Origin of the sequence: Novosphingobium sp. HR1a (genome assembly GCF_015594425.1) — a bacterium.
GTDB lineage: Bacteria > Pseudomonadota > Alphaproteobacteria > Sphingomonadales > Sphingomonadaceae > Novosphingobium > Novosphingobium resinovorum_A.
The window spans coordinates 48,402-63,928 of the sequence record NZ_JABXWS010000022.1 but is presented as its reverse complement, the minus strand read 5'-3'; the positions used below and the strand labels follow the sequence as shown (position 1 = coordinate 63,928).

General features: G+C 68.6%; 9 protein-coding genes and 1 pseudogene. 6 read left to right on the top strand and 4 right to left on the bottom strand.

Translation table 11 applies throughout. The features are described from left to right. The 3 genes and pseudogenes from HWN72_RS03740 to HWN72_RS03730 form a co-directional block, all read left to right on the top strand. A pseudogene (locus tag HWN72_RS03740) lies at window positions 1-216 on the top strand (aldehyde dehydrogenase (NADP(+))); the annotation flags it as partial. Window positions 217-315: 99 nt separating this feature from the next. Continuing rightward, entirely contained in the window at window positions 316-1,899 is a 1,584-nt protein-coding gene (locus HWN72_RS03735) for an EAL domain-containing protein (protein WP_211149883.1), read from the top strand. 84 nt (window positions 1,900-1,983) lie between these two features. Further along, window positions 1,984-3,420, top strand: coding sequence for a hypothetical protein (locus HWN72_RS03730; protein ID WP_211149882.1), 1,437 nt, complete (start codon window positions 1,984-1,986; stop codon window positions 3,418-3,420). A 68-nt stretch (window positions 3,421-3,488) separates the two neighbouring features. Here HWN72_RS03730 and HWN72_RS03725 read toward each other — a convergent pair whose 3' ends face one another. After that, the gene (locus HWN72_RS03725) at window positions 3,489-4,001 is read right to left on the bottom strand and encodes an Lrp/AsnC family transcriptional regulator (protein WP_008831151.1); all 513 of its coding nucleotides are present in this window, start codon (window positions 3,999-4,001) and stop codon (window positions 3,489-3,491) included. A gap of 53 nt (window positions 4,002-4,054) precedes the next feature. Between HWN72_RS03725 and HWN72_RS03720 the strand changes: the two genes are divergently transcribed. The 3 genes from HWN72_RS03720 (at window position 4,055) to HWN72_RS03710 (ending at window position 6,857) form a co-directional block, all read left to right on the top strand. Then, window positions 4,055-4,957 (top strand): DMT family transporter, encoded by a 903-nt coding sequence (locus HWN72_RS03720; protein WP_069707360.1) that lies wholly within the window; start codon window positions 4,055-4,057, stop codon window positions 4,955-4,957. Between the two features lie 81 nt (window positions 4,958-5,038). After that, entirely contained in the window at window positions 5,039-6,007 is a 969-nt protein-coding gene (locus HWN72_RS03715) for a D-glycerate dehydrogenase (protein ID WP_211149881.1), read from the top strand. Further along, window positions 5,991-6,857, top strand: a complete 867-nt coding sequence (locus HWN72_RS03710; RefSeq protein ID WP_211149880.1) for an adenylyl-sulfate kinase — start codon at window positions 5,991-5,993, stop codon at window positions 6,855-6,857. The genes HWN72_RS03715 and HWN72_RS03710 overlap by 17 nt, the downstream gene beginning before the upstream one ends. Here HWN72_RS03710 and HWN72_RS03705 read toward each other — a convergent pair. From HWN72_RS03705 to HWN72_RS03695, 3 genes are read right to left on the bottom strand one after another with little or no spacing between them, the layout of a single operon-like run. After that, complete coding sequence (locus HWN72_RS03705) at window positions 6,799-8,721, bottom strand: hypothetical protein (RefSeq protein ID WP_211149879.1); 1,923 nt, start codon at window positions 8,719-8,721, stop codon at window positions 6,799-6,801. The genes HWN72_RS03710 and HWN72_RS03705 overlap by 59 nt on opposite strands. Further along, window positions 8,718-11,084: a caspase family protein gene (locus HWN72_RS03700; RefSeq protein ID WP_211149878.1), complete on the bottom strand. Its 2,367-nt coding sequence runs from the start codon at window positions 11,082-11,084 to the stop codon at window positions 8,718-8,720. Before HWN72_RS03700 ends, HWN72_RS03705 begins: the two co-directional genes overlap by 4 nt. 10 nt (window positions 11,085-11,094) lie before the next feature. Beyond that, complete coding sequence (locus HWN72_RS03695; protein ID WP_211149877.1) at window positions 11,095-15,252, bottom strand: hypothetical protein; 4,158 nt, start codon at window positions 15,250-15,252, stop codon at window positions 11,095-11,097. Window positions 15,253-15,527 lie beyond the last annotated feature (275 nt).

The following is a 15,527-nucleotide window of genomic DNA, read 5'->3' as shown; positions in this document are numbered from 1 at the left end:
ACCGGCGTCGAAGTGTGCCACGCGATGGTCCACGGCGGCCCGTTCCCCTCGACCTCGGACGGACGGACAACCTCGGTCGGCGCCTCGGCGATCGAGCGCTTCCTGCGCCCGGTGTGCTACCAGAACATGCCCTTCGCGCTTCTCCCCGAGGGCCTTCGCGACGGCAATCCGTGGAACGCCCCGCGCCGCATCGACGGCGTACTGAAGCTGGGTTGAACGTACCTCCGCTTCGTCATTGCGAAGCCTGCAGGACCGTGGCCCGCTATGTCGGCAAATCCGGGTAGAAGTACGTAGTTTTTCTGACATAGTGTGCCCATGCAGCGGCAGCGGATCGTCTTCATCGCCGGCATTCTTGCCGCTCTTGCGACGATCCTGCCGCTTGCAGCCGCCATCGCTTATGCCCGGCACCGTGCTCTGGAGGCCGAACGCGAGCATCTCGCCGAGTACAGCGACTGGACGCTGCGGCGTGCGGAGCGCAATTTCGCGCGCGTGACCGACGTATTCCGCGAACTGCAGGCGGTCGATTGGGACGCCTGCGGAGAGGATCATATCGCGCGGATGCGCAAGCTGGCGGTGGACAACCTCGCGGTGGAGGAAGTCGGCTATTTCCAGGACGGCAAGCTCGCCTGCACCAGTTGGGGCAAGGTGACGAAGCTCGTCGCACACGGAACGCCGGATGCGCGACTGGCCGGCGGCTTCGGCCTCTATCTGAACGTTGCGCCGCAAGTCAGCGCCGGCCATCCGGTCATCGTGGTCGATCACGGCGACTACAACGCGCTGGTGAGCCACGAACGCTTCGTGGACGTGCTGACCGATACGCCGATGACGGTCGGCATCGCCACGCTTCAAGGCCGCATCATCGCCGTCAACGGCACCGCGCCCGGGGACGTGATGCGCAGGGCCGCGTCCTCGGACGGCTTCGCCCGCGTCGGCGCGCGTATCTTCACTTCCGTGCACGACGGGCATTTCCGCGCCTTTGCCATCACCGACGAAGCCTTTGTCCAGTCCCGCATGGCCCGCGAGTTGTGGGCTCTGGTTCCGCTTGCCCTGCTGACCTCGGCGCTGCTGATCGCGCTGATCGTGTGGACGTCCCGCCGCAGGCTGACGCCCGAGCGCGCGCTGGAAGACGCCATCCGCCGCCGCGAACTGCACGTGCTCTACCAGCCGATCATGGAGATCGCGACCGGCCTTTGCGTCGGTGCCGAGGCGCTGCTGCGCTGGCAGCGCAGCGACGGCACCAGCGTCTCGCCCGAGGTCTTCATCCCGCTCGCCGAGAAGCATCGCCTGATCGAACCGCTGACCGACATGATGATCGGCTGCGTCGTCGCCGATCTTGCCGACATGCTGCGGCGCGAGCGCAGCGTCCACGTCGCCATCAACATCTCCGCCATCGACATGCAGAGCGGGCGTTTCCTGCCGGTCCTGACGCATGCGCTGGTCGAGGCCGGGGTCGCGCCCCGGCAGGTCTGGCTGGAGGCGACCGAGCGCGGCTTCATGGATGCCGCCGCCGCGCGCGAGACTCTGGAGAAGGCGCGTGCGCAGGGCCACATGGTGGCGATCGACGATTTCGGCACCGGCTATTCCAGTCTCGCGCAGCTTGCCGCACTGCCGCTCGACGCACTCAAGATCGACAAGTCCTTCGTCGATGCCATCGGCCGGGAGGCAGCGACCAGCGTGGTCGTCCCGCACGTCATCGAGATCGCCCACGGCCTCAACCTGCTGATCGTCGCCGAGGGGGTCGAGACGCCTGAACAGGAAGCCTACTTGCGCGCCGCCGGGGTCGGCTTCGCGCAAGGCTGGCTCTATGCCAGGGCACTCCCGGCTGGGGAATTCCTCGCGTTCCAGGAAGCGATCAACGGCCGGCGGGTCTCACCGTTCCTGACCTCGCTCGCCGGATGAGGTTCGGGAGAATGGCGGGCGTTCACATCTTGCTTTCCTTTTTACGCTAGGCGCTTCGTGCCGACACGCCGCGCGGAGATTCCAGTGCCCCCTCTTCATCGTCCCAAATCCCTGCTCGCCATGGCCATGCCGCTGCTGCTGGACGTGTCGGTGCCCGCCTCGCGGCTGCCGGCGGTCGTCGCGGCGGCCGCCGTACCGCTGGCCGCGCGCAGCGCCATGGCCGCCGAACCCGCATCGCCCGAGGAGCGGGACCGGCTTTATCCGTTCTACATGCCGATGGACGGCCTGCGCGCGCCTGCCGTCACCTATCGCATCAAGTGCGAAACCTCGCGCAAGGCGGGGCGCGAGGTCTATCAGGGCCGCAGCCCGGACGGCCCGGTCGAAGGCGGCTACGAACTGGTCTACGAGGCGCAGGACGCGCAAGGCGCTCCTTGCGTCTATCCCTTCGCGCCGTCGCTGCCGCAGATCGGCGGCCCGGTAGAGGGCACGCAGTACGTCGTACGCAGTTCCATCCCCGGCAAGCGCGCGGTGTTCCGCACCAGCTACGACTGGGCGACGGTGGACCTGCGCCTGTTCGACGTCGGCACCCAGCGCGTCCACTTCGAGATGCGCGACGTCGAACTGGACTTCCCCGACGCCATCCAGACCAAGGGCGCGCTCCATCTGGAAGTAACGGAAACTCGCCGCCCCGGCCTGTTCACCGCCGTCCTGCGCCGCGTGAAGATCTACGGCGGCAAGAACGCGCTGTTCGTGCCAAGCGGCCAGACGATGCTCTACGCCGAAGACAGCGACATCGCCGGCAACGTCGGCACCAACACCGACCAGGAGCACACCACCTACATCAACGGCACCCTCGTCTCGCATTTCCGCGACACGAAGTTCCATGGCCAGCGCGCCTGGGAGAACTCGGCGAGCGGCCACCAGCTGAAGGACAAGGCATACTTGCGCGTCTACGAGAACGTCACAGTCTCCAACGTGCCGCGAGGGGCGCCTTCGAACTGGCCGCCTTCCGCGATGCCGCTAATCGACGCGTCGGCCTTCGGTTTCACGTGGTCAGACGGCCTGCGCATCGAGCGCGTCGAGCCCGCGCAATCCCCGCGCGATGCCCTCGTCGACCTGCGCAGCGACATCCGCTACGGCGAGCAGGGTAATTATCCCTGGCCGGTGATCGGCTCGCCCGCATGGCATATGTCGCCCTCGCCGCTCGATGCGCTGGACCAGGTCTATCTTTCGGTCTTCCTCAACACCTCGGTGAAGAGCTTCCGCACCGAACCTTACGTCTTCGCGCTCAGACCGACGGGCACCACGCTCGGCACCGACGGCTCGCACGTCGAGGGCAGCGAGGCGCCCCGCGCACAGCAGCGCTACGTCTCGCTGGCCTTCGGCACCGGCGGCAACCTGCAGCGGGTCTACTCGGGCGAGGGCTGGACCTACTCGGACCCCGATCTCCCCGCCGGGTCGGAATGGGTGCTCGACCGCAGCAAGTTCATCCGCCACGCGCTCGGCCTGATCGGGCGGTAGCTAAGCCCAAGCCTCGCCAGTCATCCCCGCGCAGGCGGGAATGACGACGATGTAACGCCAGTCATCCCTCAAAGCGGCAGGCCGGCGCGCAACGGGTCGAACCGCACGATCTCGCGCAGGCTCACCAGTGTCTCGAAATCCCGCACGTTCTCGTCGGAGGCGAGCACGTCGTCGGCGAAGCGCTGGTAGGCCTCGATCGTCGGCACGCTGACCATCAGCAGGAAGTCGGTGCGCCCGGTCACGTTCCACGCCCCTATCACTTCCGGGCAGCGGTCCAGCCTTGCCGCGAAGGCCTGCTCCATGCGCAGGCCCGACTGGTTGAGTTCCACCAGCACGTGGATCGTGATCGCCGGTGCCAGCCGCGCGGGGTCGATCAGCGCGACGTCGGCGACGATCACCCCGGCCGCCCGCAACCGGCGCAGGCGGCGTAGCACCGCGCTCTCCGAAAGACCGACCTGCGCGGCGATCGTGCGGGCGGGCGCCAGATTGTTGCGCCTGACGATCGCGATGATTCGCCGGTCGAACGCGTCGATATCGACTGTTTCCGCCACAATTTCTCCCAAGATGACGAATTCCATCATCTCATGCCGAAATTCGCCAGCCTTCGCCAGATGTGGCAGGATATATCGGCGCCATGAACACCCTGTCCGCCTCCGCCGGTTCACCCCCTTCGCCGCTCCTGCGCGCCGCGCCCTATGTCGCGCTTGCCTGCTCGATCCTGGCGTTTTGCGTGGGCACGTCCTACGGCAAGCAGCTGTTTCCGGCGGTCGGCGCGACGGGTGCGATCGCTTACCGCGTGGGCTTTTCCGCGCTGATCCTGCTGCTGCTCTTCCGCCCCTGGCGCGCCCCCCTGACCCGTGCGGACCTGGTTGCGACGATGCGCTACGGCGCGGTGCTGGGACTTATGAACCTCAGCTTCTACCTTGCCATCCGCACGATCCCGCTCGGCCTCGCCATCGCGATCGAGTTCCTCGGGCCGCTGACCGTCTCGCTGCTCTATTCGCGCCGTGCCGGGCAGTTCGCGATGGTCGCCATGGCGGCCGCAGGGCTGGCGCTGCTGCTGCCGCTCCATGCATCGCCCCATGCACTGGACCCTGTCGGCGTCGGCTTCGCGCTGCTGGCGGGGCTGTGCTGGGGGCTCTACATCGTGTTCGGCAAGAAGACGACGCACCTCCCCGGCGGTCAGGCCGTGGCCCTGGGCATGGCGACCGCAGCCGTGGTCGTCGTCCCCATCGGCGTGGTCGAGGCGGGCAGCGCCCTGCTCGCTCCTTCGCTGATCCTCCTCGGGCTGGCCACCGCCGTGCTGTCCAGCGCCGTACCCTATTCGCTGGAGATGATCGCGCTCAAGCAGATCCCGGCCAACCGGTTCGGCGTGCTGATGAGCCTGGAACCCGCCGTCGGCGCCCTCGCCGGAGCCGTCCTGCTGGGCGAGCATCTGCTGCCTGTCCAGTGGCTGGCCGTCGCGCTTGTGGTCGCGGCCTCGGCCGGATCGGTGCTGCTGGGCGATGCCAAGGCAGAGCTGCCGACCGCACAGTAGGGTTTGACCTCGGCTCCATCGACCGCCTAAGCCGCCCTACGACGACGGGCGACGACAACGGGCAAGGATGGTTCGCGGATCATGCAGGCGACTTCGCAAAGACCGAAAATCCTGCTTACGCGGCGCTGGCCGGAGGCGGTAGAGACCCGCCTTGCCGCGTCCTACGACGTCACGCTCAACGCCGCCGACACGCCGCTGACCGAAGCCGAACTGGCCGAGGCGATGCGTACTCATGACGCCTTGTGCCCCACCGTCACCGACCGCGTGACGCGCGCCGTCCTGACCGTGCCGGATCGCCGCGGGCGGATCGTGGGCAACTATGGCGCGGGCTTCGAACACATCGACATCGCCGCCGCGCGCGAGGCGGGGGTTGTCGTCACGAACACGCCCGACGCGCTGACCGAGGCCACCGCCGACATCGCCATGACCCTGCTGCTCATGGCCAGCCGCCGTGCGGGCGAAGGGGAGCGGGAACTGCGCGCCGGGCACTGGACCGGCTGGCGGCCGACGCATCTGGTCGGCCAGTCGCTTTCGGGCAAGCTGCTCGGCCTCGTCGGCTTCGGCCGGATCGCGCGGGCGACCGCGAAGCGCGCCGAGGCGTTCGGCATGCGGATCGCCTACCACAGCCGCCGCCCCGCGCCCGACATGCCCGCCGACGCATACTTCGCGGACCTCGGCGAACTTGCGCAGCGCGCCGACATGCTCTCGCTCCACGCGCCGGGCGGGGCGGAGACGCGGCACATGGTCGATGCGGCCCTGCTCGCGCGGATGCCCGCCCATGCGGTGCTGGTGAACACCGGGCGCGGCACCCTGATCGACGAAGCCGCACTGGCCGAGGCTCTGGCCGAACGCCGGATCGCGGCGGCCGGCCTCGACGTCTACGAGGCGGAGCCGCGCGTCCATCCTGCGCTGGTCGATTTGCCAAACGTGGTGCTCCTGCCGCACCTCGGCAGCGCCACGATCGAGGCGCGCACCGCGATGGGGATGAAAGTCGCCGACAACCTGGGCCGCTTCTTCGCCGGGGAGCCCCTGCTTGACCTCGTCGGCTGAACGCGTCGCCGGAGCCGCAAGGCGCTGGCTGGAGGCGCCGCGCCAAGGCCCGCTTGTCCTCGGCCTGTGCGGTTCGCAAGGGTCGGGCAAATCGACGCTGGCCGAAGCACTGAAGTCCGCTCTGGAAGCGGAAGGGCGGCGGGTGGCGGTGCTCTCGCTCGACGATCTATACCTCGGCCGGGACGCGCGTGCCCAGCTTGCCCGCACCGTGCACCCTCTCTTCGCCACGCGCGGCGTTCCCGGTACGCACGATACGGCGCGCGGTGTCGCCCTGATCGACGCCATCCGCGCGGGAGAGCCCGTCACCCTGCCCCGCTTCGACAAGGCGCGGGACGAACCCGCGCCGCAAGGCGACGGCGTTCCCGCCGATCTCGACCTGCTGATCTTCGAAGGTTGGTGCGTGGGCGCTCGCCCGCAGGACGCCGGTGCGCTGGCCGTGCCGGTCAATGCCCTTGAGCTTGAGGAAGACCCGCAAGGCACGTGGCGCGGTCACGTCAATGCCGCGCTGGCCGGTCCCTACGCCGATCTTTTCGCGCGCATCGACCGCCTTGTGCTGCTCGCCGCGCCGGGCTTCGAGGTCGTGCGCGGCTGGCGCGGCCAGCAGGAGGACGCCCTGCGCGCCCGCGAAGCCGAGGGCACACAGGTCATGGACGAGGCCGCGCTCGACCGCTTCGTCCAGCACTACGAACGGCTGACCCGGCACATCCTCATCGAAATGCCACAGCGCGCCGATCTGGTGCTGCGTCTTGCCGCCGATCGCAGCCTCGTGTCCGCCTTCCAGGCAGAACGCATCACCGCATGCACAGCCCCCGCGCGACGTCGGGGCGCAGTTGCCAGCGGCCCTGCTTGAGCAGCCAACTGCGCGCGCCTTCCTTGCTGACGGCGTAACCCTCGATGTCCTCGCGGCGACCTCCCCCGCCTGTGACGGCGCCCGCCTGCTGCGGCTCGATCGCGCAGGACATGAGCCGCCCGGCGCTGTCGTAGACCAGGCTGGCCCCGGTGGCGCCCATGAAACCGCTGGCGTCCCGATCGGTGAAGCTGCGGCAGACGACTTCGAGTACGGTGCCGAACTCGGTCATGCCGCCGGGGCCGGGCCTTGCGAAGCTGCGCAAGCCGACGATGTCGGCGCGGGTCTCGCTGCCCGCGCCTTCGAGGCCCAGCAGCGCCTGCCACGCCGCTGCTTCCTCGCCGTTCATATGCGCGGCGACGCGCGCCGCCTGAATCGCGGCGATGTCGAGCGACAGCAGGTCGCCCGGATTGCCCTGGAACGCGGTCTGCGCGAAGCTCAGCATGGCGAGATCGAAGGCGCCGACATCCTCCGGCAGGGGCCATGCCAGCTGTTCCTCGGCATAATGCAGCCCGTCGCTCGGGAAGATGCGGTGGTGACGGAACGCTTCCATCCACGCGACGCGGATGTTCTCGTCGTCCACCGGCACGAGGCGCATGTCGGCCGAGATCACCGCGCGCAGAAAGGTGAAGAAGGTGATCCCGAACGGCGGCGCATAGTCCAGCGCGCGGATCAGCATCGACTGGAACATCTGCGCCGTCTTGCCCAGCCGCGCGGCGATCTCCTGCGCCAGCGCGGGCGACAGGGCGCCGCGCGGGAGGATGCCGCTGCCGTTGGTGGCGATGGCAATCAGCCCCTCGATCCGCGCGCCGGCGACTTTCTGGAACGCGCGGTAGACCGCCTGCACCAGCACGTTGCCGAGCTGGTGCGGCTCGTCGCCGATCTCGGGGCTGTCATAGAGCAGGTCGCCGATCAGCGGGCGCAGCGTCGCGCCGCCGCCCGCCGTCTCGGAGAACGTGCGGGCCAGCGATCCGAGCACGCCCAGCCGCTCTATGTCGCCGCGCGCCTCGGTGATCTGGGCGGCAACGAGTTCGCCGTAGGAATAGCGCTGGAAGATCGCCACGAGGTCGGCGAAAGCCTCGTGGAAGGCGAGCACGTCGCGGTGAGTGGCGGTCATGAACTCGGGCTTCACCGCGTCCAGCAGGGCGTGCGTCATCTCGTGGACGATGACGTCGTGCGACAGCGCGGTGAACACCCGGCTGCCGGGGGGATAGCCCACCGTGTCGCTGCGCGCCTTGTAGTAGCCGAAGACCACGCAGGCGCGCGCCGGGTCGAACCACGCCTGCGCCTCCTCGACCTCCCACGGCGCGAGGTGGAAGCGATCCGCGCGCGACCATTCGCCGGTCGCCGGATCGTGCATGAGGCCAAGCACGATCTCGCGCCCCAGCGCCTTGCGGAAGGTGCCGTAAAGCTGCGAGGCGGTGGCATAGACCATCTGCGCGATGAAACGCGGATCGCTCAGCGAAGGCGGATAGCCCGCATCGGCGATGGTGACGATGCTGTTGGGCTTCATCGCGTCGATGATCGCCCGCACCGAGCGCCACTGCGGCTTGTCCTCCGACCAGACCGGCAACGTGACGGCGAAGCGGCGGCCGCGCAGTGTCTTGCCGTCGCCTGAGAACTCCAGCGGCTCGTAAGGCTCGGACACGGTGACGACCCCGCCGCGATCGGAGCGGGCGGTGGGGTCGATGGCGAATATCCGCATCCGGCGCACCATCGGCATGTCGGTCTCGGCGCCAATACCGGGGGCAGTATCGGCGGCCGGGCAGCGGTCCCTCGCCCGCTTGCGCTCGTCCGCCTCGTCCTCGGCGCTGCGCACTTCGCGCAGGACGCGGGGGGAGACGGTTATGACCACGCCGTCAGTCATGCGGGCAGACCGAACAGCGCCTGCGCGCTGTAGAGCGCCGAGCCTTCGAGCAGCGGCTTCTGGTCCTCGCCCGCCATCTCGCGGGCAATGGCGGCGAAGACGTCCTGCGCGGTCATCCCGGCGCCCTGCCCGCGCAGGATCTTCGTCGCCGCGCGAGTGAACACGCCTGAGCCCGCCTCCTCCATCGCCGACTGCTCGGGCAGGCAGGCGCAGAAGGTGACATAGGACAAGTCGGCGCCGTATATCTCGGAAGGGCTGGCCGCAGCCCGGCTTCCGCGCGCCGCCTTGCGTGCTTCGTAAGCCTTGAGCGCGATCGCGTCCGGCAGGCTGACGCTGCGTGGGCGGCGGTCGATGCGGCCGCCCAGCGCCATCCGGCTCGACCGGCCCGAATGGCAGAAGTCATGGAAGCGGATGACCTTCACGCCGTCCGCCACTTTCATCAGATCGGGCCATTCGTCGTCGATGATCAGCCCGCCGTCACGCCAGTCGAGCGCCACCAGCGCCTCGTCCTTGTCGTCGGCGAACTGCTTGTCCTGCAACTCGTCCCCGTCGACGTCGAGGACGCGGGTGCCGTGGGAGGAGATATGGATCATCACGCTGTCCCCGGCGCGCGCCTTGCCGAGAACCCCGCGCAGCGCCTCGCGGATCTGTCCCGCCCCGGCATCGGAAAGCACAGTGGCGGCGTAGCCCTGCTGGCGGAACGTATCGGCCCAGGTGTTCGCATCGTTGACGCAGCCGTAGAGGCGCATGCCTTCAGGAAAAGCGTCGTTGCCGATGCACAGCGCGATCTTCTGGCCACCGAGCTGCACCGGCGTCGTCGCCTGAGGCGGAGGTGGTGCGACGGGCACGAACTCGGCAGGCTGCTCGAACAGCCCCGCCGGCATGCCGTAGTAGTTCGCCGCCACGATCGCCCGGCCGACGCGCGGCTCGCCCGCCGGAAAGCGCGGCTTCACCACGCCCGCATCGCCCAGCCCCAGCATCCGCCGCAGCACGTTCTCGAGCGTCGCCACGTCGTTATCGAACCCGCCGTGCGAGCGCGAGCCTGAGGCCATGGTCGGCTTTGCAGAAGATGCGGTAGGAGACAGGATCACCGCGTCCCGGAACGCGCGCTTCACCTCCGGGTCGGTGCGGATGAAGTCCTCCATGCCCAGGATCGGCGTCTCCTTCTTCGGCTCGAACGCGCGGCTGACGAGGTAGAGCAGCGACTTGCGGTAGATGTTGGCGCAGTTGTCCGCCCGCTCCGCCTCGCGCGTCATCGCGAAGAGGCTCGCCTCCTCGATCTTCTTCTTGCCGATCAGGCTACCGAGCGTCTGCGCGAACAGGTCGTTGGTGATTGCCGGGGCCAGCAGGTGCATCTGCTTCACCCGCAGCTTGTCGGCGCAAAGCACCGGCAGGAAGTACGCATGGAAGATCGAGCCCGCACTGTGCCCCAGCGCGAAGATCGCACTCGGCTCCTTCCACGCCGCCGCCAGCTTTTCTGCGAACAGGCGCGCGCCGCCGCCGGTGTCGCTGGAACGGCGGGCGCTGTCCTTCATCGCGTCCCACAGCAGGGTGCCGACCTTGCCGCCGATCAGCTCCACCGCCGGGTCGGTGGTGTAATCGTAGATGTCGCGCGAGAGGGCGCGGCCCTTGCGCCGGTCACCCTCGACGATCTGCCAGAACGTCTCCAGCCCGCCGGTCTCCCAGATGAAGTAGACCGGGTAGATGCCATGCGCCATCCACCAGCGGTGATAGGCCCATGCCGCCGCGAGGCCGCTGCGCTCGTCGGTCAGCCCGCCGTGGGCGTAGAGCATCAGCCGGTAGCCCTGCTTCGCCTTGTCGACGATGGCGCCGACGAGCCGGTCGAGATCCGTCTCGTGCGTCGCCATGATCCCATCGTCGGAAAGCACGCCCTTGCGCAAGTTCACGACATGGAGCGCCAGTTCGCGCAGCTGCTCGGGCGCGCCGGTGAACGGGCCGGGATCGACGAAGACCGGCCAGGGCGACACCGCCACGGTGTCGCCACCGCGCGTCCTGGCCTCGGGCGCTTCCCCGGCCGAGGGCAGCCAGTCCGGTGCCACGACACTCGCCCTGTCCCCGATGGCCTTGTCCTCGGCCGCGTTCCACGCCGCGAAGTAATCCCGCAAGGCCGCGATCCGCTCCAACTGCTCCGTGCCCGGCTCCGCGCCCTCGCGCACCACCAGCAGTTCGACCGGCTGCCCGGGCTCCAGCCTGCGGTTGGCGCGGATCGATCCGTCGGGGAACAGCAGGTAGTGGAAGCGCTGGCTGAGCGCGGCCGAAGCCTTCAACTGCTCGGTCAGTTCCTTGACCGGGACATTGCCGACCCACTCGATCGCGAGCCAGTCCTTCTGCGCAGCGGCCATGAGCATCCTCCTAGGCATTGGCCTGTAGCGGCCGGGTGAAACGGGACAGCAGCATCGGCATCGTCGCGACGACGCCGGGAAGCAGGGTCAGCAGTGAGCCGGAGCCCTCGTGATCGAGGAAGGTGATGAGCACCGACCCCGCCGCGACCAGCAGCAGCAGCGGCACGCGCAGCACGTTCCACGCCCCGCCGCGCTGCGCGTCCTGCCGGAACTGGTGGAACCACTCGGGCTGCTCCAGCGTGCGGATCCAGTGCCCGAAGCTCTCGTTCATCAGCCGGAAGTTGGGATCGGTCTTGACCAGCCGCCGCGTCAGCAGGCTGTTGAGCACCGGGAAGTTGCTGGTGTTGATGAACTTGCCGTGCGCCAGATGGTGCAGCGTCAGATGCTCCTCCTTGCTCGAGCGCACCCATTCGCCCTGGTAGTAGTCGCCCAGGAAGTTCGCCATGTATTCGTGGATCTGCTCGCGGTAGACGTCGTTGAGATCGTTGAGCACGCCCAGTTCCCCCGGCGGAGCGGGCGCGGTCATGTCGTCGATCGATATGCCGAAGGAGCGGATCTGGTCCTGGATGCGGTCGGAGGGCACCTGTATCATCTCGCTGGCGATCGCCTCCGCCACCGCCGGATTGCGCGCCGCCCAGCGCCGCACCGAGGCACGGTTGACCGGGTCGTCGATCAGTTCCAGCAGCCGCTCCAGATTGGCGCCGCCGCGCGGCGGATCGGGCTCAGGGTCGAGCGGCGCGGGCTCGGCCAGCGTCTCGGTCCAGGTGTAGGTGATGAATTCGGAGAACAGCTCGGCCCAGCGGTAGGACTCGCTCTCGTTCATGATCCCGGCGCTGCCCGCCACCTCGGCCTCGCGCTTCTCGCGGTCGCGCGCCTGCCGCAGCCGGACCAGCGGCATCGTCTGGACGAAGAAGTAGACGTTGACCTCGGGCCGGGCGGTCAGCTGCTCCAGCAGTGCCAGCGTCTTCACGCGCAGATCGCGGTTGGCGACGATGCTTTCGAAGCCGGTGACGATCCACGACTTGGCGGTGAGCAGCGCCATGCTCTTCTCGCCCAGCTTGCCGCGTTCGAGCGCAAGGTCGAACATCTCCAGCCGGTCGCGCGTGTCGAGCGAGTTCTGCAGCTTGCGGAATTCCCGCGTAGGATAGTTGATGAAGACGGCCTTGATCGGGCGAGTGGACTTGGTGCGGATCTGCTCGGGCGTGTGGCGCGGATGGAGCGCGCGGAAGCCGAAATGCTGCAGGCCGAACAGGTTCTGCGCCGCCAGCACCAGCAGGCGCCAGGTCAGGAACGTCGCCACGCCCATGGCGCCGACCGCCAGCAGCCAGTCGCGCAGCACCACCAGCCCCGGGCTGCGCGGCATGGTGACGAGCGAGATGCCGGTGCGCGCCTGCGCCCAGCGCGCGTAGTCGGCCAGCACGCCGAGGCGAAGGTCGAGCGGATGGTCGAAACGGACCGGATCGTCGGTCCACAACTGCATGATCGCGGAGGCCATCTGCGAAGGCGCACCGGGCTCGGCGGCGGCATGGTCGGCGACCAGCTTGCGGGCGGACAAGTCGGCGGGCGCGGGCGTCTTCGCCTTGGGGGCGCTGTCGTAGAAGGGCCGCATCTGCGCGATGTCGTCGGCGATTTGCATGCGCGATTGTTGCAGCACCCAGGCATCGGACAGCGAGCGGTCAGCGCGCAACTGCCCCGCCCCCGCACAGCATGCGGCGAGCGCGGGGATGACCGCCAGCAAGTAGATCGTCACCAGCTGATGGCGCAGCACACGGTTGACACGGCGCATGACGGAGGGCGGCACGAACCCGGCAGGCGCCGCGCGCATCCGCTCCATCCACGCCGGCAACCTGACGTCGATTTTGCGCAGCGAAAACCAGTCCAGCGCCGCGACTATCCACATCGCCACCAGCAGCACCGGATAGGCGAAGGCCCGCCAGTTCGCGCCAAGGCAGCAGGCCAGCACCACGCTCGCATAGATGCCGAGCGCGGCGTAGAACACAGTCGCGACCTTGCCCCAGCCGACCGGCAGAGTGCCCCAGCTATGGTCGGCATCCTTGCGCGCCAGCAGGATCAGCAGCAGGAACAGCCCCAGCGCGGCATGCAGGAACGCCGCGTCGCCCCGCGCCAGCAGCAGCCCGGCCGCCATCAGCACCACCACCGCCAGCTGCGCCGACATGCCGCGCAGATACCACTGGTCGGCCTCGGCGCTGTGGAACGGCTCGGGATCGGGCCAGAGCTTGCGCAGCAGCGAGCGCGGGTCGGTCGAGGCCATCACGCCCAGCCCCGCCGCCAGCACCAGCCCGACGCAGAGCATCGTCACCCCCGCGACGAAGGCCGGATCGAGCGCCGCCCTCTGCAGCTTCGAGCGATCGTACCACGTCGCCACCAGCCAGTGCGCCGAGCAGGCAACACCGATCGACATGCGTACCCGCTTGCCGCCGTAGCGCGCATCGAACGGAGTGCCTGCCGTGGGCTCCGCCGCGCGCCGATGCTGCGCAGCATCGGCAAGCCCGCAGCGCTCGTCGACCGATCCCGCGATGCGCGACAGCGTATCGACGGCGTCGAGCTGGCTGCCGAACGTCTCGTTATGCGCGCGCGCCGGATCGGAATGCTGCAGCACTTCCAGGCTGGCGGGATCGATCACCGCATAGCCGAAGCCCTCGGGCACCGGGACCGCCAGTGTCGCGGCGGGCGGCTTTCCCGACATCACGAGGTTCGCCGCCCCCGCGCGGGTCAGCAGCACCACCATGCGAGCGTCGCCGTTGGCCGCCGCAGGCACCTGGTCGATCGTGTAGACCTGCCCCTTCCCGCAGCCGAAGCCGCCGTCAGCGTGTGCCTCCCCTTGGCGTCCGGTGCAGGGGATCACCTCCCCGGCGCGCAGGCGGCCGAAGTAGCGGCGCTCGCGAATGTCGGCGAGCGGGCGGTCCTTCGTCGGCAACTGGTCGATGATCGTGCTGCCGACCATGCTGCGCAACTGCAGCGCGGCCAGCGGCAATGGCGCCGGGTAAGTCTGCCACGGCGACGACGCCCCCCCTGCGCCCGATTGCTGCGACGAGGCCCAGCCATCCCCCCATACGGCCCTGGTATCCCGCTCGATCGCGCCGAGACTGAAGCCCACTTCGCGGTCGACGTCCTGCGCGATGGCGGCGGCGAGGCCCTGCGCCATCGTGTCGTTGTCACGCCTGAGGTCGCCCCAGAACGCGATCACCGCGCAGGCGGTCACCAGCGTCGCCACCATCAGCGGCACCGCGGCGATGATGCCGACGACGTCCATCCAGCCGAGCGAGGCATTGTGGTCGATCGAGGCCAGCTTGATCAGCGGGATCAGCAGCAGCAGCACGACCACCGAGAATCCGAACGCCGCCTTGGTGAAGGGGCTCAAATTGTTGAGCACCGCCCCTGCGCTCGGCGGATCGCCCAGAGCGCTGAGCAGGCACCGGCGCGGCGCGCAGACATAGGGGCCTTCCTCGCGCTGGATCGTCACCGGTCGTCCAAGGTCGAGCGGCCACTGGTACACCAGCCGCTCCCGCCCGCCGATCTCGATCTTCGGGGTCTTGCCCGAAGTGTCGGACGCGGGCACCGCGCCGCCTTCGAGCGCGGCCTTGTCCTTCGCTGCGGGCGGCTCGATGCGTTGGGGCCAGTCCCCGCGCAGCACGAGCAGGACTTCGCCATCCGGCCCGGTGATCGCCAGTTCGCGCGCCCGCGTCTGCTCGCTGCGCCCCGGAATTACCGGGGCCTGGATCACCGACTGCGCAGAACTCTGCGCACAGAAAGGCTCGCCGTCCTCGGTCGCGAAGGCCGACATCACCGGCTTGCGGTCACGCGCCTGGAAACCGTCGAGGGTCAGGCGCAGCTTCGTCGGCGCGGTCGGCATCGCGCGGCACCGGTCCTGCGCCGCATAGCGCACCTGGAAGCGGTCGCTCGAACTGTCGAGATTCGAACCGTCGCGCTGTCCATCCTGCGAGGCACGCCGGGTCACCATGTCGCCAAGGTCCCGGAACAGGCTGGCCATGCGCGCCACTTCGCCGAAGTCCGCCTGTTGCCGCCGCAGCACGAGGTCCGAGCGCGCCTGGATCAGCAGCAGCCCGAAGAACAGCACCACCGCGATCGTTGTCGACAACAGCACGGCGAGCGAGCGGACGCCCGGCAGGGATGCGACGCCGGCCACGTCAGCCGATCCCGCGCCGCGACGAACCTGCAAGGCGAAACCATCCGGCCACCGGCATGCCCCTATCCGAAGACGCCCTTAAGCATTTACCTCAGGGACGCAACATTGTCCCAAATCCGCCGTATTTACCGGCGCTTTTCACGAACACTATTTACCGGACGCCGCAAGCCCCCAAATCATGACGATACATGCCATCAAACAGGACCGCTTAACTTCACCGAACGCCGTTCACTCTACAAGCCGTTGAATATCATGACGACTATTGGTAAACTTCA

Bases quoted from the DNA above. Each gene is read 5' to 3' on its own strand.
- HWN72_RS03700 (WP_211149878.1), bottom strand. From the start codon at position 11,084: ATGGCCGCTGCGCAGAAGGACTGGCTCGCGATCGAGTGGGTCGGCAAT.
- HWN72_RS03720 (WP_069707360.1), top strand. From the start codon at position 4,055: ATGAACACCCTGTCCGCCTCCGCCGGTTCACCCCCTTCGCCGCTCCTG.
- HWN72_RS03725 (WP_008831151.1), bottom strand. From the start codon at position 4,001: ATGATGGAATTCGTCATCTTGGGAGAAATTGTGGCGGAAACAGTCGAT.
- HWN72_RS03735 (WP_211149883.1), top strand. From the start codon at position 316: ATGCAGCGGCAGCGGATCGTCTTCATCGCCGGCATTCTTGCCGCTCTT.
- HWN72_RS03705 (WP_211149879.1), bottom strand. From the start codon at position 8,721: ATGACTGACGGCGTGGTCATAACCGTCTCCCCCCGCGTCCTGCGCGAA.
- HWN72_RS03715 (WP_211149881.1), top strand. From the start codon at position 5,039: ATGCAGGCGACTTCGCAAAGACCGAAAATCCTGCTTACGCGGCGCTGG.